Genomic DNA, 20053 nt, shown 5'->3' with positions numbered 1-20053 from the left:
GGCTCGGATGAGGGTGCATCTTCCGAGGTCAGTAGTCGATCAGGGGCGGCGGCGACGAGGGTGGCGGCCACCTCCTCGCGGGACAACATCCGATGAATGTTGCTCGGAATTTCCGGAGACTTTCCGGACTGTGATTCGCCACGCCGACGCGTGGAATGGGGAAAACTTGATCCGTTCCAAAAAAGTGAGCTAGTGTGCAGCGCGTGATGTCCGACCTCGAAGCGCAGCTGAGAGGGGTCTCGTTACGAGTGACGCGACCCCGGCTGGCCGTGCTCGCGGTCCTGCGGGATCACCCCCACGTCGACACCGACACGGTGATCGCGCTGGTCCGGGCGGACCACCCCACCATCTCCCACCAGGCGGTGTACGACGTGCTGCGCGCGCTCACCGACGCGGGTCTGGTGCGGCGCATCCAACCGGCCCGCGCGACCGCCCGCTACGAGGCGCGGGTGGGGGACAACCACCACCATGTCGTGTGCCGCTTCTGCGGCGCCATCGCCGACGTCGAGTGCGCCGTCGGCCACGCACCCTGTCTCACCGCCTCGGACGACCACGGCTTCGTGGTCGACGAGGCGGAGGTCGTCTACTGGGGCACCTGCCCCGGTTGCGCGGCCGACCGCACCTCCCAGCGATCCGCCAGTTCGGAAGGAAGTACATGAGCGACACCCAGGACAACGCCCCCGCCAGCGCGCAGGGCGTGGACCAGAAGGCCGCGGCCGGCTGCCCGGTCGCGCACGACTCGGTGACCGCGCACGGCAGCGAGAGCGAGAACCCGGCGATCGACTCGCCGACCCCGAAGACCGGTGGTCGCCCGCGCACCAACCGGGACTGGTGGCCCAACCAGCTCGACCTGTCGGTGCTGCACGCCCACTCGCCCAAGGGCAACCCGCTCGGGCCGGACTTCAGCTACGCCAAGGAGTTCGCCAAGCTCGACGTCGAGGCCCTCAAGCGGGACATCACCGAGGTCCTCACCACCTCGCAGGACTGGTGGCCGGCCGACTTCGGCCACTACGGCGGCCTGATGATCCGGATGAGCTGGCACGCCGCCGGCACCTACCGCATCGAGGACGGCCGGGGCGGCGCCGGTGACGGTGGTCAGCGGTTCGCCCCGCTCAACAGCTGGCCGGACAACGCCAACCTGGACAAGGCCCGCCGCCTGCTGTGGCCGGTCAAGCAGAAGTACGGCCAGCAGATCTCCTGGGCCGACCTGCTCGTGCTCGCCGGTAACGTCGCCCTGGAGTCGATGGGCTTCAAGACCTTCGGCTTCGGCTTCGGCCGCGAGGACGTCTGGGAGCCCGAGGAGATCTTCTGGGGTCCGGAGGACACCTGGCTGGGCGACGAGCGGTACGCCTCCGAGAAGGAGATGACGCCCGGCGTCGGCTCGACCGAGATGGGCCTCATCTACGTCAACCCGGAGGGCCCGCGCGGTAACGCCGACCCGGCCGCGGCGGCGCACTTCATCCGGGAGACCTTCGGCCGGATGGCGATGAACGACGAGGAGACCGTCGCCCTCATCGCCGGTGGCCACACCTTCGGCAAGACCCACGGCGCCGGTGTCGCGGACGACCACGTGGGCCCCGAGCCCGAGGGCGCCCCGATCGAGGCGCAGGGCCTGGGCTGGCTGAGCACCCACGGCAGCGGCAAGGGCGCCGACACGATCACCAGCGGTCTCGAGGTGACGTGGACCGACGTGCCGACCCAGTGGAGCAACCGCTTCTTCGAGATCCTGTTCGGCTACGAGTGGGAGCTGACCACCAGCCCGGGTGGCGCGAAGCAGTGGGTCGCCAAGGACGCCGAGGCGATCATCCCGGACCCGTTCGACCCGTCGAAGAAGTACAAGCCGACGATGCTCACGACCGACCTGTCGCTGCGCGTCGACCCGGCCTACGAGAAGATCTCGCGGCGCTTCCTGGAGAACCCCGACGAGTTCGCGCTGGCCTTCGCCAAGGCCTGGTACAAGCTGCTGCACCGCGACATGGGTCCGATCGAGCGCTTCCTCGGCCCGTGGGTCGCCGAGCCGCAGCTGTGGCAGGACCCGGTGCCGGCCGTCGACCACGAGCTGGTGGGTGACGCCGACGTCGCCGCCCTCAAGGCGAAGGTCCTCGACTCGGGCCTCACGGTCGAGCAGCTCGTCTCCACCGCCTGGGCCTCCGCCGCCAGCTTCCGCAACACCGACAAGCGCGGTGGCGCCAACGGCGCACGCATCCGCCTGGAGCCGCAGCGCAGCTGGGAGGTCAACCAGCCCGAGCAGCTCGCGACGGTGCTGACCAAGCTGGAGGGCATCCAGCAGGAGTTCAACGCCGCCGGTGGGGCGAAGATCTCGCTCGCCGACCTGATCGTGCTGGCCGGCTCGGCCGCCGTCGAGAAGGCGGCGCGCGACGGGGGCGTCGAGGTGACCGTGCCGTTCCGGCCGGGCCGCACCGACGCCACCCAGGAGCAGACCGACGTCGACTCCTTCCGGGTCCTCGAGCCGCGCGCGGACGGTTTCCGCAACTACCTGCGCGCCGGCGAGAAGACCCAGCCGGAGGTGCTGCTCGTCGACCGCGCGTACATGCTGAACCTGAGCGCGCCGGAGATGACCGTCCTCGTCGGCGGCCTGCGTGCCCTCGGGAACAACGTCGGGGGTGCCGCGCATGGCGTGCTCACCGACCGGCCGGGCGTGCTCACCGGTGACTTCTTCGCCAACCTGCTCTCCCCGGGCACCCGGTGGAAGGCGTCGGAGACCGACGAGCACGTGTACGAGATCCGCGACCTGGCCACGGACGAGGTGAAGTGGACCGCCACCGCGGTCGACCTCATCTTCGGCTCCAACTCCCAGCTGCGTGCCCTCGCCGAGGTCTACGCCAGCCGGGACGCGCGCGAGAAGTTCGTGCACGACTTCGTGGCCGCCTGGACGAAGGTCATGGAGCTCGACCGGTTCGACATCGCCTGATCCCGCTCACCCGACGAGCCCCGGCCGAATCGGCCGGGGCTCGTCCGCGTTTCCCGGCGTAGCGGGCAGTGATCGTCGGACGAGTTTGCGATGCTGTGCCCGTCCAAGAGCCCACCAGCATGTGACGTGAAGGAGCACCGCGATGGCGAAGGTCATCTCCACGCTGTTCATCTCGGCCGACGGCGTGGCCGAGATCGACCCGGACTGGCACTTCCCGTACTTCGACGAGAACATGGGCCGTGCCGTCACCGAGGACTACGACACCTCCGACGTGCTGCTCATCGGCCGGGTGACCTACGACAGCTTCGCCGGGGCCTGGCCCGACCGGGAGGCCGCGGGTGGCGAGGACGCCGGGTTCGCCAAGCAGCTCGGTGACATCCGTAAGGTCGTCGTCTCCCGTCAGCCGCTGGACTTCTCCTGGCGCAACTCGGAGCTCGTCGCCGGTGACCTCGCCGAGGCCGTCGCCGCGCTCAAGGCCGACCCCGGGATCAAGGGCATCCTCATCCCCGGGTCGATCTCGGTCGTGCAGCAGCTCCTCGCCGCCGGGCTGGTCGACGAGCTGCGGCTGTTGGTGCACCCGGTGGCGGCCCGCAAGGGGCGTCGGCTCTTCGACGACGGCGACACCCCGTACCACCTGCGGGTCACCGCGACCGAGACGTTCCCGACGGGCGTGCTCCGCGTGATCTACGCGCCGACGGCGGCCCCCGGCGCGGTCGGCTACGACGAGGTCGTCGACCAGGTGCCCGCCGGCAACTGAGGCGGGGCCGGCCCCGCCGCCGTGGGCGACGGGGCCGGCCGCATCTGGTCGGGACGCCCGCTGGGGATCAGGCGATCGTGCAGGTCGCGCCGTTGAGGGTGAACGAACCCGGCCGCGCGGTGTTGCCGGTGTGCGTGGCCTGGAAGCCGACGGTCACCGACCCGTTCGGCGGAATGCTGGCGTTGTATGCGGCGTTGCGGGCCGTCACCTGGCCGGACGTGGGGGAGTAGGTCGCGTTCCAGCCCGAGGTGATGCTCTGGCCACCGGGCAGGGTGAAGACGAGCGACCAGCCGTTGACGGCACTTGTTCCGGTGTTGGTGATGGTGATGTTCTCGGTCAGCCCGTTGTTCCAGGCGTTGATCGCGACGCCCACCCGGCACGCGCCGGAACTCGGCGGCGGCGTGGTCGGGTTCGGCGGCGGGGTCGTCGGGTTCGGCGGCGGCGTGGTCGGGTTCGGCGGCGGGGTCGTCGGGTTCGGCGGCGGCGTGGTCGGGTTCGGCGGGGCGGTCAGGCCGAAGAAGGCGACGGCGGCGGCGGCCATGCCGCCGGACGGCAGGCTGTGCCCCGCGCCCTGGATGCTGTACGCCTCGATCTGGACGGTCCCGTTGGCGTCGGCGTACCGGCGGCGGTTCCAGTTGGCCTGCGGCGTGTCGGTGGAGGTGGGTGTCTGGCTGAGCCCGAACACGTTGGTCCACTGCTCGATCGTCTCCTGCAACAGCGAGAACGGGACGAGCGTGTCGCTGGTGCCGTGCCACAACTGCACCCGTGGGCGGGGGCCGGAGTAGCCGGGGTACGCCCCGCGCACCGCGTCACCCCACTGCTGCGGGGTCCGGTTCATGTTCCCGCCGGTGCACTGGCTGCTGCCGGGTGGGTAGTCCGCCGCGTTGGCGAAGCAGTTGTAGGGGACGCCCATGAACGCCGCGCCGGCCTTGAAGACGTCGGGGTAGAGGGCCAGCATGTGGTTGGTCATCATGCCGCCGGACGAGCTGCCGGTGGCGTAGACCCGGTCGGGATCACCGCCGTACTGCTGCTGCGCGTAGCGGATCATCGAGATGATCGACACCGGGTCGCTGCCGCCGCCACGGCGCTTGGCGGCGTCCGACCAGGTGTCGAAGCAGTTGCCGAAGCCGGCCTGCTGGGTCGCCGACGGGTAGATCACGATGAACCCGTACCGGTCGGCCTGGGCGGCGAACTCGCTGCCGGAGTAGAAACCGGGGCCCGACCCGCCGCAGCCGTGCATGGCCACCACGATCGCCGGCCGGGCCGGACGGTTGTCCGGCACGTAGACGTGCATGCGCATCCGGCCCGGGTTGTCGCCGAACGTGGTCACCTCGGTGAGCGAGGCGGCGTACGCGGGTTGCAGCGCGGGGGCCACCAGGCCGGCCGCCACCAGTGACGTGACCAGGCCGAGCAGCAGTTTCCTTCGGATTTTCACGGGGATGGCTCCTTCGATCACCTGTGCGGGGTGGGTGTGGGGTCACGCGCGTGGTGGTCACGGGTGCGCCCGTCTCCCGTGGTGATCGCGCCTCGCCCACTACGTGTGCTCGCCCTGTGCCCGGCTGCGTACGGCGTCGCGTAGCAGATAGTGTTCCTCGCGGTCGCCGAAGTGTCAATCGATGCATCTCGATCAGCGAGGACTGGTGCCGACGCCGCCGTCCGGGCGGTCCGTCTACAGTCGGTGCACCGTCCCTGAGTCGAGCCGGGAGCGCCTGTGGCAAACCCCTTCACGATCGAGGAGATCTATCCCGACGACGGGGACGAGCCGCCGCGGCTGCCCCGGCGGCAGGCCGGCAGCTCCCCGCAGGACCTCGCGGTGACCCTGCTGGCCGACTACACGCTGCGGACCCGGGCCCGGGTCCCGTCCGCGGCCCTCGTCGCGCTGCTCGCCGAATCCGGTGTGAGCACGGCTGGCGCGCGCGCCGCGATCAGCCGGTTGGCCCGGCGCGGCGTGCTGGAGGGCAGCCGGGAGGGTCGACGCAGCTCCTACCGGCTCAGCCGGGCCGCCGCCGCGAACCTGTCCAGCGGCGGGAGTTGGATCCTGGCCGCCACCACCGAGGTGCCCGCGTGGGACGGCTGCTGGACCATCGTCGCCTTCTCCCTGCCGCAGGACCGTGGCGCGCAGCGGCGGGCCCTGCGCGGCCAGCTCCGCTGGCTCGGCTACGCCCCCCTGTACGACGGGCTGTGGATCTCGCCGTACGAGCTGAGCCCACAGGGCCGGGCCCAGCTCGCCCGGTTCACCCCGGGCGCGGTCACGGTGTTCCGTGGGCGGCAGGCCGACCTCGACGCCATCACCCAGCGCTCCCCGATCGACGCCTGGGACATCGAGGCGATCGGCCGGCACTACGAGGAGTTCCTGCGACGCTGGACGCCCCTGGTGCCGCAGACGCGGTCGGAACGCGTCGACGGCGCGGCGGCCGTGCGAACGCGTACCGAGGTCATGGACACCTTCCGTCGCTTTCCCACCCTCGACCCGCGGCTGCCCCTGGACCTCCTGCCGACCGGATGGCTCCGGCGGCCGGCGCGGGAACTCTTCGAGGCCATCTACGACGGCCTCGCCGCACCCGCCGAGCGGCACGTCCGGGCGGTCGTCGCCCGGTTCGCCGAGGAGGCGCAGGACGGCATCCGGGCGCACACCGCCGCCGACATCCTCGCCGGAGTACGCGACGTCGAGACGGTCGAGGCAGCCGGGGGCTGTGCCTCCTGAGCGGTGTCGGCGGGCACCCGCCCCGCCGCCGACGTGTGTACCTTGTGGAGGACGCGCGACGATGGGGAGGCCGGATGACGTCGCACGGAGTTCACCCAGCGGCTACCGACCGGATCGACACGTCGGTCGCGCACCCGGCGCGCAGGTACAACTACCTGCTGGGCGGCAAGGACAACTTCGCTGCCGACCGGGCCTCCGGCGACGCCCTGGCGGCGGCGATGCCCACCATCCGGCTCGCCGCGGTCGAGAACCGGATGTTCCTGCAACGCGCGGTGCGCTTCCTGGCCCGGCGCGGTGTCCGGCAGTTCCTGGACATCGGGACCGGCATTCCGACCGCCGACAACACCCACGAGGTCGCGCAGGCCGTCGACCCGTCGGCCCGGGTCGTCTACGTCGACAACGACCCGATCGTCCTCGCCCACGCCCGCGCGCTGCTGTCCAGTACGCCCGAGGGGCGGACGGCGTACCTCGACGCCGACCTGCGCGCGCCGGACGAGATCCTCGCCCACCCCGACCTGCGCGCGACGTTGGACCTGACCCAGCCCGTCGCGTTGATGCTGGTGGCCATCCTGCACTTCGTCCGCGACGACGAGGACCCCAAGGGCATCCTCGATCGGCTCGTCGCCGCGCTGCCGTCCGGCAGCTACCTGGTCGCCTCGCACGTGACCTGGGAACATCTGCCACCCGCGGTCACCGCCGGGTTGGCCGCCAACAACCGCGACGGTCGCTTCCAGGCGCGCAGCACGGAACAGTTCGCGGCCCTGTTGGACGGGCTGGACCTCGTCGAGCCGGGCATCGTCTCGGTGGCGCGGTGGCACGCCGACGACGCGCCCCAGCCGCGTCCCTCCGTGCAGGACGTGTCGTTCAACGGCGCGGTTGCCCGCGTCCGCTGACGACCAGCGTCACCGTCGCTGACGGGCGACGCTCAGCGGGTCTTCTTTGTCGGCCGCTTGCGGGGCGGGGTCAGCAGGTCGGCGATCGCCGCGATCGCCGAGGGCACGATGCGGTAGTAGGCCCAGACCCCACGCTTCTCCCGCTCGATCAGGCCGGCCTCGGTGAGGATCCGCAGGTGATGGCTCACGGTCGGCTGGGAGAGGTTGAGCGGCGCGGTGAGGTCGGTGACCGAGGCCTCGCCGTCCGGGGCGGCCTGGATCAGGCTGAGCAGGCGCAGTCGGGCCGGATCGGCGAACGCCTTCAGCACCCCCGCAAGCCGTTCGGCGTCGGCGCGCTTGATCGGCTCACCGGCGAGGGGCGAGATGGCAGGCATGGCGGTATTGGCAGTTCCCACGACAGTCATCGTTCCACCAAGTTGGCGGATCGAGCGGCCGAACCGGACAAATCGCCGGACCTTTGGTGTGCTTCGCACGACATCGACGCGTTGGCCACCGCCAACGCGCTCTCCGGCGCGGTCACCGGAGAGCGCATCGCGCAGGCGTACGGGCTGTGTCGCGGCGGCGTGCCGACTCAGGCCGCCGCGAACTGCTCGCGGTGGTCGTGCGCGAACTCGGCGAAGGTCCGTGCCGGGCGGCCGGTCACCCGGGCGACGTCGTCGTTGGTGAAGTCGCCCCAGCCGTCGCCGTAGGCGACCCGGTACTCGGCGAGGACCTCCGCCGACCACTCGTCGAGGCCGGCGGCGAGGAGCCCGTCCCGCGTCTGCTCGGGGCTCTGCGGGACGTACCGCACCGGACGGCCGATCGTCCGGCCGATGTCCTGGGCCGCCTCGTCCAGGGTGATGCTCTCCGGGCCGGTGGGCGTGTAGATCATGCCCTGGTGCGGCCGTGGCGCGGCCAGGATCGCGGCCCCGACGGCGGCGATGTCCCGGACGTCGACGAGGCCGACCCGCGCCGCGCCGAAGAGTCCGTAGAGCTGCTCGCCGGCCAGCGAGCCGAGCAGGTTCTGCATGAAGTGACTCGGGCGCAGGATCGTCCAGGGGATGCCGGACGCCTGCACCTCCGCGTCGGAGAGCGCGTGCAGCCGGCCGTTGCGGGTGGGTGCGTCGTGCGCGGCGCCGATCGCGGAGAGTCGGACGATGTGCTGCACGCCGGCCTGCCGGGCGGCCCAGACCGCGTTCATGCTCTGGCTGGGCGCGATCGGTCCCATCGGGGTGAGCAGCCACAGGGTGCGTACGCCCTCGAATGCCGGCGTCAGCGTCGCCGGGCGGTCCAGGTCGCCGACGACGTACTCGACGCCGTCGAGCGCGGGTGCTCGTGACGGGTCCCGGACGAGCGCCCGCACCTGCTCGCTGCCGGCGAGTTCGCGCAGCACCTCCCGCGAGACCGTGCCGGTCGCTCCGGTGATCAGAATGGTCATGTCGTCCTTTCGGATTCTGGCGGGCCCGCTCGGGCCCGCTGGTCACCGGCACGACGTTATAGTCCAAAACTTGTACCGTCCAATGATTGGACCAAAATATGAAGCGCAGCACACGTAAGGAGCAGGACCCCGATCTCGGCATCCTGGCCGTGCAGCTCTCCGGGCGTGTCCAGCGGGAGATCTTCACCCGCGCCGCCCACGAGGGCTTCGACGACGTGCGACCCCGCCACGGCGCGGTCCTGGCCTACCTCGACCCGGAGGGGACGCGCCCCGGCGAGCTGGCGCGACTGGCCGGGCGCAACAAGCAGACAATGGGCGCGATCCTCGATGAGCTGGAGCGGCTGGGGTACGTCCGGCGTACTCCGGACCCGGCCGACCGCCGGGCGAAGCTGATCGTGCCGACCGAGCGGGGGCTGCGGCTCATGGCGGCGTCCGACGGCTTCGTGGCGGCGGTCGAACGGCAGCTCTCCGACGCGCTCGGCCCCGACCGGTATGCGCAGTTCCGGACCACGCTGCGCGACAGCCTGGCACAGCTGCCGCCGTCCGGCCACGACACCGAGGGCTGACCGCCCCGGACGCCGGGGCCGGCCCGTCCCGCGCGGGCGGTACGGGATCGGGCCGGACGGTCAGCTCCCGGCCGGCGCCGGGGAGACGGGCATGCTGCCGGTACGCCGACGCCGGGACGCCACGCCCGCGAGGACGTCGACGGCCAGGAAGGCCAGCAGGCTGAGACCGAACAGGGGCAATGCCCAACCCACCGCCACGGTCACCGCCGCGCCGAGCAGCACCGCCCACAGTGGCAGCCGACGTACGCCGCCCCGGGCCGGCGGGGCGCCCACGGGCGCGCGGCGGTCGGCTCGGGTCGGCCGCCGCTGCCACCACATCCGGTAACCCCAGACGACGACGCAGAGCAGCCCGAGGGCGAGCGCGGCGAGCAGGATCTGGTTGACCGGGCCGAAGAGCACACCCATGTGGGCCTGGATGCCAAGACCGCTCAGCTTCGCCAGCAGGGGCCAGTCGGCGAAGTCGCTGCGGGCGGTGATCGTACCCCCGGTGGGGTCGACGGCGACCCGGTCCTTCGCGACCGGCCAGGTATTGTCGATCTGCGTGACGGTCCACGCGGTGCCCGGCTCCGCTGCCGGGGTCATTTCGACCGGGCCGGAGAGGCCGGCCGTACGAGCAGCCCCCAGGACCCGGTCGAAGGCCGCCGGGTCGACGACCCTGTGCGCCGGGGCGTCGCCGTGGTGGTGACCGCCACCGGTCTCGGCGGGGACAGCGGTGAGGCTGGTGGAGATCTCGGGGGAGCGCGCGTCGAGGGCGTCCAGGCCGGCGCCGAAGGTGGCGCCCGCGTAGCGCGACCAGGTCAGCCCGGTCACCGAGAGGAACAGCAGGCCGACGACGAGCCAGACGCCGGTCGTGGCGTGCCAGCCCCGGGTGCGGCGCACACCCCTGGCGGTGGACAGATTCGGCACGAACAGATGCCGGGCGGCGGACCGGGAGGCGCGGCGTCGTCGCCACCACAGGAGCAGCCCGCCCAGGGCGAGGACCCAGAGCCAGCTCGCCGCCAGCTCCGAGTAGTGCCGGCCCACCACGCCGAGGTGCAGGTTGCGGTGCAGATCATCCAGCCAGGTGGTGGCCGGCGTGGAGCCGAACCAGGTGGTCAGCTGACCCCGGACCTCGGCGGTGTACGGGTCGACGTAGACGGTGTGCACCTTCTCGCCGAGCTCCGGCAGGGCGAACGCCACCCGGGTGGTCCGGTCGCCGTCCCCGGGTTGGACGGTGGCGACGCTGCCAGTCGGGTGTGCGGCGCGGGCGGCGGCGATCTGGTCGGCGAGGGGGAGTGGACGCTCGCCGCGAGCGTCCACGGTCAACCGGTCGCCGTAGAGCGCGCCGTCCACCTGGGGCGCGACCGTGTAGGCGAGCCCGGTCAGCGCGGCGACCACGAGAAACGGCGCGACGAGGATGCCGGCGTAGAAGTGCAGCCGGACCAGCAGCGCGCCGAACGGCGAGCTGCGCCGGGCCGGCGGGGTCGAGGGTTCCGCCGGGGTGGACTCCTCCGGCATCGGCGGGCCGGACAGCTCGGTCAGTGACATGTCTGGTAGTCGTGACATCGGCCGGTGTGGTTCCCGCCACTTTCCGGATCGGATCGGTGGCGCGGCGGCGTGGCCGCGGTCAGGGCAGATCGATGGTGTACTCGGCGGTCTGCACCCTGCCGTCGACCTGGAAGTCGAAGAAGGCCCGGTACCGGCCGGCACTGGGGACGGTCAGCCAGAAGGCCACCGCCCCGTCGACGAGATCCTGCTCCGGGTGCACGTGCACGTACCCGAGATCACCCTCGCGGACGACGACCAGGTGCCCGTACGCGCCCAGGTACCGCTGCGGCTGCACCGGGCCGGTGGCGTTCGCGCGGGTGATCTGGAAGCGCACCGGCGCGGTCACCCCGGCCGTGGGCGTGCCGGTCATCGCCACCGTGAACGCCCCGGCCGTCGCCTGCGCCTGGGCCGGTGGCAACGCGGCCGGCGCGTACCCGCCCGGTACGTGGTGGTCGACGCCCAGCACGAGGGGGATCTGCCGGCCGTCGGGCGCGTCGACGGAGAAGTCGGCGAAGACGCGGTACCCGCCGGGGCGGGCCAGGGTCAGCGGGACGCTCCAGGTGCCGTCGGCCGCCATGGTCGGATGCAGGTGCTGGTAGCCGCCCAGGTCGCGACCCACCACGATCATGTGCAGGGGCTTGTCGTGGACGACGGCGAAACGCGTCACCGGCTGCCGGTCCGTCCCGACGATCCGGAACCGGTAGTCGGCGCGTACGCCGCTCGGTTGGGACCGCTCCAGGGGCTGCAACGTGTACCCGCCGGCGCTGACCGTCGTCCCGGCCGCCAGGGTCTCACCCGCGCCGGTGTCCCCCGGGTGCGAGTGCGGCCCGGTTCCGGGGGCGTGGTCGTGCCCGACCCCCGCCGAGAGGGCGGAACTGGACGACCCGCCGCCGGGAGGACCCGCCGGCCGCCGCGCGTCGCCGGCCGGGGACGCGTCGTCCGCACCGATGCGGGCGAGGCCGAAGCCGGCCAGCAGCGCCGCCACCAACCCGCCGACGAGCAGCGCCAGGTGGGCGTTGGTGAGCCGTGCCCCTCGTACCAACGAGGTGTCGTCGGGCTCGGGCCACGACGGTTCGGCGGACGCCCCGCGGCCGGGAGCCACCGGGGCCGGCGCGGACGCCACCCTGACCCGGCTGCGCGCGGCGGGCACGACGTCGCCGCGCGGTCGGCCTGCGCTCTTGCCCTTGCGACCGCCGCCCGACCGGGCCGCGGCCCCGCGCCGCCCGGCGGGCGTCTTCGACCCACGGGCCCGGCCCGAGGCGCTGCCGGCGGCGGGGGAGCGCCGACGCCAGGTGACGTACCCGGCGATGGCCGCCAGGGCGGCCACCGCGCCGCCGATCCAGAGCAGGACGCCGGACCCGCCCTCGTCGTCGGAGGACGCCGCCGCCGGTGCGGAAGGCGCGACTGGCGACCCGGTGGGCGCGGCCGACGCGGCGGGCGTCTGGCCCGACGACGAGTGCTGCTCGATGGCCGCCAACAACGCGGGGTCCGGCTGCTGGGTGGGTGGCTGCCAACCCTGCGGCGCGGCGGTCGCGCGGCCGGCGTAGCGGAAGGTCATGGTGCCGCGCACCGCGTCGCCGTCCGAGGCCACCGACAGGTAGCTCACCGAGTACTGTCCCGCCGCCGGTAGGTGCGCGACCGAGACCACCGCCGGAAAGCCGGTCGTGTACTCGCGCGGCTGGAACTGCCCGTCCACGAGAAAGTACTCCCGTACCGGTTTGGTCAGCGGCTTCGGCTCCCCGTGGGTCCACCCGTTGTCGACGCGTACGCCGTTCGGCGCGGTGATCGTGAAGTACGCGTTGGCGCTGACCTTCTCGGTGAAGTACAGCGCCACCGTCGGCAACGGGTCCTTGACGGTCGCGCCGTCGGCCGGTGTGGACATCGCGAGCGTCCCGTGCGCCGCCGCGGGGTGTGCGGACGCGAGCAGGGTGACCGCCGTGGCGAGGGCGAGCGCGAGCAGGCCCGGGACCAGCCGGCCGAAGCTCTGGGGGAGACGACGCATCTGAATATCCTCGCCACGGCGAGGCTTTTTTCAAGAGGAGCCGATCTTTTTTCACGAACGAAGAAAGGCGGTGATGCCCCGTCCGAATCACCCCGCGTCGTTTCGACCCCCTCCGGTCGGGTTAACCGCACAGTTGGGGTGACGCCGGGTTCGTCCGAGACGGGCGGTTGGACCGATGGGCGCACGTACCGATCGTCGGAGGGAGGACCACGTGGTGGACCGGATCGCGGATCCGTGGGGTGAGCGGACCGGCTACGGGCCGGGGGAGCGGTGGCCGGTGCGGGTCGACCGGTTCCTCGACGGCGACCTGACCGACGACGACGTCGACCGGTGGGTCCAGTCGGCCTCGGTGCTGCACTCCAACGGAGACGCCATGGACATCGCGGTGCGCGGCGACCGGATCGTGGGGGTACGCGGACGGGCGACCGACCGGGTCAACCACGGGCGGCTCGACCCGAAGGACCTGTACGGCTGGCAGGCCAACCACAGCGCCGACCGGCTGACACGACCGCTGGTGCGCGACGGTGACCGCCTGGTCGAGGCGGACTGGGACACCGCGATGGGCCGGATCGTCGACCGCTCGAAGGAGCTGCTGAGTGAGCCCGGCGGCTGGGGCCGGTTCGGCTTCCACACCAGCGGGCAGCTGTTCCTGGAGGAGTACTACACCCTCGGCGTGCTCGGCAAGGCCGGCCTCGGCACCCCGCACATGGACGGCAACACTCGGTTGTGCACGGCGACGGCCGCGGCGGCGCTGAAGGCCAGCTTCGGCACCGACGGGCAGCCCGGCTCGTACACCGACGTGGACCACTGCGACGCGATCGCGCTGTGGGGCCACAACGTCGCCGAAACCCAGACGGTGCTCTGGATGCGGATGCTGGACCGGCGGCGCGGGCCGAACCCGCCCGCGATGCTCGCCGTCGACCCCCGCGCCACCCCGGTCGCCCGGGAGGCGGACGTGCACCTCGCCGTCCGCAACGGCACGAACGTCGCCCTGATGAACGGGTTGCTCCGCGAGATCGTCCGGCGCGGATGGTACGACTCCGACTACGTCGACGCGCACACCCTCGGCTTCGCCGACCTGTGCCGGATCGTCGACGGCTACCCACCCCGCCGGGTGGCCGACATCTGCGACGTCCCGGCGGCCGACGTGGAGCGGGCCGCCGAGCTGCTCGGCACCTCCCAGCGGCTGCTGTCGACCGTCCTACAGGGCTTCTACCAGTCCAACCAGGCCACCGCCGCCGCGTGCGCGGTCAACAACCTGCACCTGGTCCGCGGCATGATCGGCCGCCCCGGCGCCGGGATCTACCAGATGAACGGCCAACCGACGGCCCAGAACACCCGCGAGGCCGGGGCCGACGGCGACCTGCCGGGCCTGCGCAACTGGGACAACGAGCAGCACGTCGCGGAGCTGGCGCGGCTGTGGAACGTCGAGGTCGACACCATCCCGCACTGGGCGCCACCGACGCACGCCATGCAGATCTTCCGGTACGCCGAGCAGGGTTCGATCAAGCTGCTCTGGATCAGCGCGACCAACCCGGCTGTCTCGCTGCCCGACCTGGCGCGCATCCGCCGGATCCTGGCACAGCCGGGCCTGTTCGTGGTGGTCCAGGACCTGTTCCGGACCGAGACCGCCGAGCTGGCCGACGTGGTGCTGCCCGCCGCCACCTGGGGTGAGAAGACCGGCACCTTCACCAACGTGGACCGCACCGTACACCTCTCCGAGAAGGCGGTCGATCCGCCCGGCGAGGCCCGCGCGGACCTCGACATCTTCCTGGACTATGCCCACCGGATGGACTTCCGCGACCGCGACGGCGCGCCGCTGATCGGCTGGACCACCCCGCAGGAGGCGTTCGCGGCGTGGCAGGAGTGCTCCCGGGGCCGGCCCTGCGACTGCACCGGCATCACCTACGAGCGGTTGCGCGGCGGCTCGGGCATCCAGTGGCCCTGCACCGACGAGCACCCCGACGGGACCGAACGGCTCTACGCCGACGGGGTGTTCAACACCGACCCGGACTACTGCGAGACGTACGGCCAGGACCTGGCCACCGGGGCCGAGTTCACCGAGTCCGAGTACCGGGCCAAGGAACCGGGCGGACGGGCGTTCCTGCACGCCGTGGACTACCAGCCGTCGCCCGAGGTGCCCGACGAGGAGCACCCGCTGCTGCTGGGCACCGGGCGTACCGTCTACCAGTTCCACACCCGTACCAAGACGGGCCGGGCCCCGCAGCTCGACGCCGCCGCGCCCAACGTGTGGGTCGAGCTGAACCCGGCCGACGCCGACCGGTTCGGCATCGGCGAGGGCGACCTGGTGGCCGTCGAGAGCGCGCGCGGCGCGGTCCACGCGCGGGCGAGGCTCTGCGGGATCCGTCCGGGCGTGGTCTTCCTGCCGTTCCACTACGGCTACTTCGACCAGGACCCGTCCGACCGGACGCCCCGTGCCGCGAACGAGCTGACCATCACCGCCTGGGACCCGGTCTCGAAGCAGCCGCTGTTCAAGGTGGCGGCGGTGGCGGTGCGCAAACTCGCCGACGGAGGAGGGGCGCCCTCGCCGGCCCCCACGGTCGGTGGCAGCCAACCCGCCCCTGGGGTCGCCGCGCCGCCGACCGTCGGAGGACCGACCGCCCAGGCCACCAGCCGGAAGGAGTGAGGAGTGCACCTCGCCCACTACCTCGGCCTGCTACACCGGGCCCAGACGAACCTCGCCGACGCGTTCCGGCAGGTCGCGGACGCGCACGCGGACGAGCCCGACATCCGGCACCTCTGCCAACGGCAGGCCGAGCGCTGCGACGCGCACGCCGAACGGCTGCGGCCGTTCGCCGACCGCTACGCCGAGGAAGCGCCCGCCGAACCGGACCGGCTGCACTCGGAGCTGTTCGGCGGCACCCGCACCGGCGGCCTCGGACTCCTTCGCGACCTGCAGGATCTCTACCTGATGGCGGCCGAGTGCGACATCACCTGGACCGTCGTGGGCCAGGCCGCCCGGGGCGTCCGCGACCGCGACCTGATCGAGACGGTACGGGAATGCGAGGGCGAGACGGCGATCCAGCTCAAGTGGCTGCGTACCCGGATGAAGCAGGCGGCCCCGCAGGCCCTCGTCGTCGCCGACTGACCGAGCCGCCCGACCGACCCCGTCCCGCGGGGCGCTGGCGTGCTGCCACGCAGGACGGGGTCGGGGTGTCAGCTGGCGGTACAGGAGCGGATCTGTGGCCGTGCGCTGCTGTTGCCGTTGAACATGGTGGTGAAGCCGAAGGTGTTGCCGCTGCCGTTGGACCGCACGGTCATCACCGTGCCGCTGCTGTCCCAGGTGGCGTTGCCGTTCCAGACGGTGGAGACCCGCTGCGGCGAGGTGAGGGCCACGACCACGGTCCAGGTGTTGCTGCCGCTGACCGTCACCGACGTGTTGTACCGGTCGCCCCACACGTTGGTGGTCGACGCGGTGGCGGTGCAGGATCCCCCGCTGGGCGGCGGGGTCGTCGCGCTGGGCGGCGGCGTGGTGCCGCTCGGCGGCGGGGTCGCCCCGTCCGGCGCGACCGCCCGGCCGGTGGACGGCGAGATCATGCCCGGGCAGAGGTTGCGGCTGGTCAGGTTGGCCATGATCTGCCCGATGGCGTCCCGGGTGTTCTGGATGCCGTCGTGCATGAGGATGACCTGACCGGCCTGGAGCCGGCTGGCGTTCGACACGATCTGGCTGACGCTCGCGCCGTTCCAGTCCTGGGAGTCGACGTCCCAGATCACCTGCCGCATCCCGAGCGAGGAGGCGACCGACTGGAGGGTGGAGTTGGTCTCCCCGTACGGGGGGCGGAACAACTGGGGTCGGACGCCGGTCGCCGACTGGATGGCCGAACTCGTCTGGGACAGGTCGGACTGCATCTGGGACTGGCTCATCGACGTCATGTGGGCGTGGTTCCAGCTGTGGTTACCGATCCACATGCCGGCGGCCACCTGCGCCTGCGCCGCCGACCGGTTGTTCTGTACGTTCTGCCCGACGTTGAACATGGTGGCCCGTACGCCGTTGGCGCGCAGCACGTTCAGCAGGGCGCTGGTGCTGCCGGTCGGACCGTCGTCGAAGGTGAGGCCGACGTAGCCGTTGCAGGTGGCGGCGTTCGACGGGGTGGCGGTGGCCGCGACGACGATCCCGCAGGCCGCGGCGGCGGTGACGAGGACGGACAGCGCCGCCCGTAGTGGCCTGGACCGTACGAGCGCGCCAGTGGAGACAGTGCTCATCTGTGCCCCTTCTACCGGCCCGGTCCCGTCCCGGTGTGGAAGGAGAGCACGGTCCGGACGTGTGGGTGGTGGGTGGGGAGATCGACGACGACCGCACGGACACCGATCCGCATCGATCGCAGTGGATCGGAGTATCGCAGCGAAAATTTGAGGACGTCAACAAGTTCCGGAAGCCCTCCGGGAGCGCTGCGGGGCGTCGCGGAGCGTTCATCCCGGCACGGAGCAGTGGCGATCCACCTGCGGCGACGCACGCCCCACCGGCAGGTCGGCCGCCGGAGGCCGAGCACGGATCACGGTGGTCCGGAAATTCATCGGAACTATCGGCGTCGATCAAACGTCTCAATGAGTGCCACTGTCGTCGGTTGTGAGTTCAATCGCCTGGCCGGTGCCGGAGACCAGTAAGGACAACCGTTCGGTGGCCCGAGACGGGCGTCTGACCTTTCGCAAAGTTTCCGAGAAGCGTTGACATCACGCTTGCGACGTACCAATACTTTCGCCACCGACGGACCTCGATGAGCGTCGATCAGGGTCGCCCACGGCGACCCGAACGCCGGCCGCCGATGGCGGGGCGGGTCGGCCGACGCCATCGCGTCGCACGACGTCGGTGCGCGCAGGAATCCACTCCGCCGGGAGGCCCGCCCGGTCGGGTGGAGACTGCGCTGCGGGGCCGCCCGGAGCGGCGGACCGGGCGGTCCGGCTCGGCGCCGACAGGCGCTGGTGGCGCGGCGGTTGCTGGGCCGCCGCGCCACGCCGCCACCGCCACCCACCGCACCCGTGCCCGCTCCGACGCGCGCGGGCCCTGTTGACGGGATTTGTCCTCGATCGAACGACATCGTTGACATGTGTCGGGAATCCATCTTTGATGGTCGATGTTGCTTTCTCGTCGGTCTGGTCGGGCGCTGGGTCGCCCGGCGTGGGGTCGGGCCGGTCGATGCCCCGACCTTGGAGGACGGATGAGCATTTTCGCGCGGCTCAGACCACGACGGCTCCTGCCGCCGGTGACCGTGGCAGTGCTGGTGGCGGTGACGCTCGGCGTGCCGGCGTCGGCGGCCGGTCCGTCGACAATCGTCGGCGCGGCGTCGAACCGGTGCCTGAACGTGGTGGGCGGCGGCCGGACCGCCGGCACCGGGATCAACGTCTACGACTGCGGCGGACAGGCCAGCCAGGCGTGGACCCTCACCGCGGCCGGCGAGTTGCGGGTGTACGACGCCACGATGTGCCTGGACGTCGTCGGCCAGGACACCACCGCGCCGGCCGCCGTCCAGATCTACGGCTGCACCGGCGGCGCGAACCAGCGCTGGCGGATCACCACCAACGGGACCATCGTCGGCGTCCAGTCGGGGCTCTGCCTGGACGTGACGGGCGGCGGCACCGCCAACGGCACGACCGTCGGCCTCTGGACCTGCAACGGGCAGACCAACCAGCGCTGGACGTCGTCGTTCGGCAGCGCCGACAGCCAACCACCCACGCCGCCCGGCAATGCCCGGGTCAGCGGTCTGACCTGTAACTCGGTGACGTTCGCCTGGAACGCCTCGACGGACAACGTGGCGGTGGCGTACTACGACATCTACCACGACGGCCAGCTGATGACGTCGGTGAGCGGGAGCAGCCTCTCCGCCAACCTCACCGTCGTGCCCGGCGCGACCTGGGGCCTCTACGTCAACGCGCGGGACGCCGCCGGCAACGTGTCGCAGGCCAGCTCCACCGTGACGATCACCCCGCCGCAGTGCCAGGCCGACACCGTGCCGCCGAGTACGCCGACGCAGCTCACCGGCACCGCCTCGGGCACCACCGTGACACTGCGCTGGACCGCGTCCAGCGACAACGTCGGGGTCCGGGCGTACGACATCTACCGCGGTGGCGTGAAGATCGGCGCCGTCACGGGCGCTCCGCCGGTGACCACCTTCACCGACAGCGGCCTGGCGGCGAACACCACCTACCAGTACCAGGTGGCGGCCCGCGACGGGCAGGACAACGCCTCCGGGCGCAGCGCCTCCGTAGCGGTGAGCACCGGTGCCAGCTGCGCCAACCCGGTGTGTACGGTGCGCCAGGTCACCACCGACACCGACGTTCCGTGGGGGCTGGTGACGCTGCCGGACGGGACCGTCCTCTACAACCGACGCGACGCGCACGACATCATCCAGCTCGACCCGGCCACGGGGGCGAAGACCACCGTCGGCACCGTGCCGAACGTGCAGAGCACCGACGGCGAGGGTGGCCTGCTGGGCCTCGCGATCTCGTCGAGCTTCGCCAGCGACCGGTGGCTCTACATCATGCACACCTCGCCGAGCGACAACCGGATCGTGCGGATCAAGCTGGAGAACGGCCGGCTCACCACCGCCGGCGAACAGGTCCTGCTCACCGGGATCCGGCGCAACAAGTACCACAATGGCGGCCGGCTGCGCTTCGGCCCGGACGGCAAGCTCTACGCCAGCACGGGCGACGCGCAGAACGGCGCGTACGCCCAGGACCGCGCCAGCCTCGAGGGCAAGATCCTGCGACTCAACCCGGACGGCAGCGTGCCGGGTGACAACCCGTTCGGCAACTACGTGTGGAGCTACGGGCACCGCAATCCGCAGGGGCTCGCGTTCGACTCGCAGGGTCGCCTGTGGGAGCAGGAGTTCGGCAACTCGATCATGGACGAGACGAACCTGATCACCAAGGGCGGGAACTACGGCTGGCCGGCCTGCGAGGGCACCAGCGGCACCTGCGGCACCGCCGGTTACATCGCGCCGGTGCGCACCTACCCGACCGCCGAGGGCTCCTGCTCGGGCATCGCGATCGTGCGCGACGCCCTCTACGTCGCCTGCGCTCGCGGCGCGCGGATGTACCGCGGCGTGATCAGCGGCAGCAGCCTGACGAACGTGCAGACGTACTTCAGCGGCACCTACGGTCGACTGCGCACGGTGGAGCCGGCCCCGGACGGGGGTCTGTGGCTGACCACCACCAACTCCGGTGACAAGGACAGCACCCCGAACAACAGCAACGAGCGCATCCTGCACGTCACCCTCGGCGGCTAGCCGGGCGTTCG

General features: G+C 71.8%; 15 protein-coding genes. 9 read left to right on the top strand and 6 right to left on the bottom strand.

The features are described 5' to 3' along the window. The first annotated feature begins 206 nt into the window (after positions 1-206). The 3 genes from ACN269_RS07095 to ACN269_RS07085 all read left to right on the top strand — a co-directional run bounded on the left by ACN269_RS07095 (position 207) and on the right by ACN269_RS07085 (position 3689). Positions 207-659: a Fur family transcriptional regulator gene (locus tag ACN269_RS07095; RefSeq protein ID WP_421471654.1), complete on the top strand. Its 453-nt coding sequence runs from the start codon at positions 207-209 to the stop codon at positions 657-659. After that, complete coding sequence (gene katG, locus ACN269_RS07090) at positions 656-2932, top strand: catalase/peroxidase HPI (RefSeq protein ID WP_421471653.1); 2277 nt, start codon at positions 656-658, stop codon at positions 2930-2932. The genes ACN269_RS07095 and katG overlap by 4 nt, the downstream gene beginning before the upstream one ends. Positions 2933-3074: 142 nt before the next feature. Further along, positions 3075-3689: a dihydrofolate reductase family protein gene (locus ACN269_RS07085; RefSeq protein ID WP_421471652.1), complete on the top strand. Its 615-nt coding sequence runs from the start codon at positions 3075-3077 to the stop codon at positions 3687-3689. A 67-nt stretch (positions 3690-3756) separates the two neighbouring features. Here ACN269_RS07085 and ACN269_RS07080 read toward each other — a convergent pair whose 3' ends face one another. Next, the gene (locus tag ACN269_RS07080) at positions 3757-5124 is read right to left on the bottom strand and encodes a PHB depolymerase family esterase (RefSeq protein ID WP_421471651.1); all 1368 of its coding nucleotides are present in this window, start codon (positions 5122-5124) and stop codon (positions 3757-3759) included. Between the two features lie 276 nt (positions 5125-5400). Here ACN269_RS07080 and ACN269_RS07075 point away from each other — a divergent pair, with 276 nt between their 5' ends. Together ACN269_RS07075 and ACN269_RS07070 are read left to right on the top strand one after the other, a co-directional pair. Further along, a complete protein-coding gene (locus ACN269_RS07075) occupies positions 5401-6393 on the top strand; it encodes a PaaX family transcriptional regulator C-terminal domain-containing protein (protein ID WP_421471650.1) in 993 nt (330 codons plus the stop codon). Between the two features lie 74 nt (positions 6394-6467). Continuing rightward, positions 6468-7286 carry an SAM-dependent methyltransferase gene (locus tag ACN269_RS07070; protein WP_421471649.1) on the top strand — a complete coding sequence of 273 codons (819 nt, stop codon included), beginning with the start codon at positions 6468-6470 and terminating at the stop codon, positions 7284-7286. Positions 7287-7318: 32 nt separating this feature from the next. On the opposite strand, the gene ACN269_RS07065 is transcribed toward ACN269_RS07070, so the two are convergent. Together ACN269_RS07065 and ACN269_RS07060 are read right to left on the bottom strand one after the other, a co-directional pair. Then, the gene (locus ACN269_RS07065; RefSeq protein WP_396803249.1) at positions 7319-7690 is read right to left on the bottom strand and encodes an ArsR/SmtB family transcription factor; all 372 of its coding nucleotides are present in this window, start codon (positions 7688-7690) and stop codon (positions 7319-7321) included. 167 nt (positions 7691-7857) lie between these two features. Next, positions 7858-8703 carry an SDR family oxidoreductase gene (locus ACN269_RS07060; RefSeq protein WP_421471648.1) on the bottom strand — a complete coding sequence of 282 codons (846 nt, stop codon included), beginning with the start codon at positions 8701-8703 and terminating at the stop codon, positions 7858-7860. 98 nt (positions 8704-8801) lie between these two features. Between ACN269_RS07060 and ACN269_RS07055 the strand changes: the two genes are divergently transcribed. Then, positions 8802-9269 (top strand): MarR family winged helix-turn-helix transcriptional regulator, encoded by a 468-nt coding sequence (locus ACN269_RS07055; protein ID WP_421471647.1) that lies wholly within the window; start codon positions 8802-8804, stop codon positions 9267-9269. A 60-nt stretch (positions 9270-9329) separates the two neighbouring features. On the opposite strand, the gene ACN269_RS07050 is transcribed toward ACN269_RS07055, so the two are convergent. Both ACN269_RS07050 and ACN269_RS07045 read right to left on the bottom strand, forming a co-directional pair. Next, entirely contained in the window at positions 9330-10796 is a 1467-nt protein-coding gene (locus tag ACN269_RS07050; protein WP_421471646.1) for a PepSY-associated TM helix domain-containing protein, read from the bottom strand. A 79-nt stretch (positions 10797-10875) separates the two neighbouring features. Next, positions 10876-12798: a copper resistance protein CopC gene (locus tag ACN269_RS07045; protein ID WP_421471645.1), complete on the bottom strand. Its 1923-nt coding sequence runs from the start codon at positions 12796-12798 to the stop codon at positions 10876-10878. Between the two features lie 211 nt (positions 12799-13009). Here ACN269_RS07045 and ACN269_RS07040 point away from each other — a divergent pair, with 211 nt between their 5' ends. After that, positions 13010-15445: a molybdopterin oxidoreductase family protein gene (locus tag ACN269_RS07040; RefSeq protein WP_421471644.1), complete on the top strand. Its 2436-nt coding sequence runs from the start codon at positions 13010-13012 to the stop codon at positions 15443-15445. A 3-nt stretch (positions 15446-15448) separates the two neighbouring features. After that, on the top strand, positions 15449-15907 hold the full coding sequence (locus ACN269_RS07035) for a hypothetical protein (protein WP_421471643.1): 459 nt from the start codon (positions 15449-15451) through the stop codon (positions 15905-15907). Positions 15908-15975: 68 nt separating this feature from the next. Here the strand turns inward: ACN269_RS07035 and ACN269_RS07030 are convergent, their stop codons facing one another. After that, complete coding sequence (locus tag ACN269_RS07030; protein ID WP_421471642.1) at positions 15976-17022, bottom strand: polysaccharide deacetylase family protein; 1047 nt, start codon at positions 17020-17022, stop codon at positions 15976-15978. Positions 17023-17975: 953 nt separating this feature from the next. Between ACN269_RS07030 and ACN269_RS07025 the strand changes: the two genes are divergently transcribed. Then, positions 17976-20042: a PQQ-dependent sugar dehydrogenase gene (locus tag ACN269_RS07025; protein ID WP_421471641.1), complete on the top strand. Its 2067-nt coding sequence runs from the start codon at positions 17976-17978 to the stop codon at positions 20040-20042. Positions 20043-20053 lie beyond the last annotated feature (11 nt).

Source organism: Micromonospora sp. WMMD736 (genome assembly GCF_049179015.1).
Taxonomy (GTDB): Bacteria; Actinomycetota; Actinomycetes; order Mycobacteriales; family Micromonosporaceae; genus Micromonospora.
This window is presented reverse-complemented; position numbering and strand designations above follow the sequence as displayed.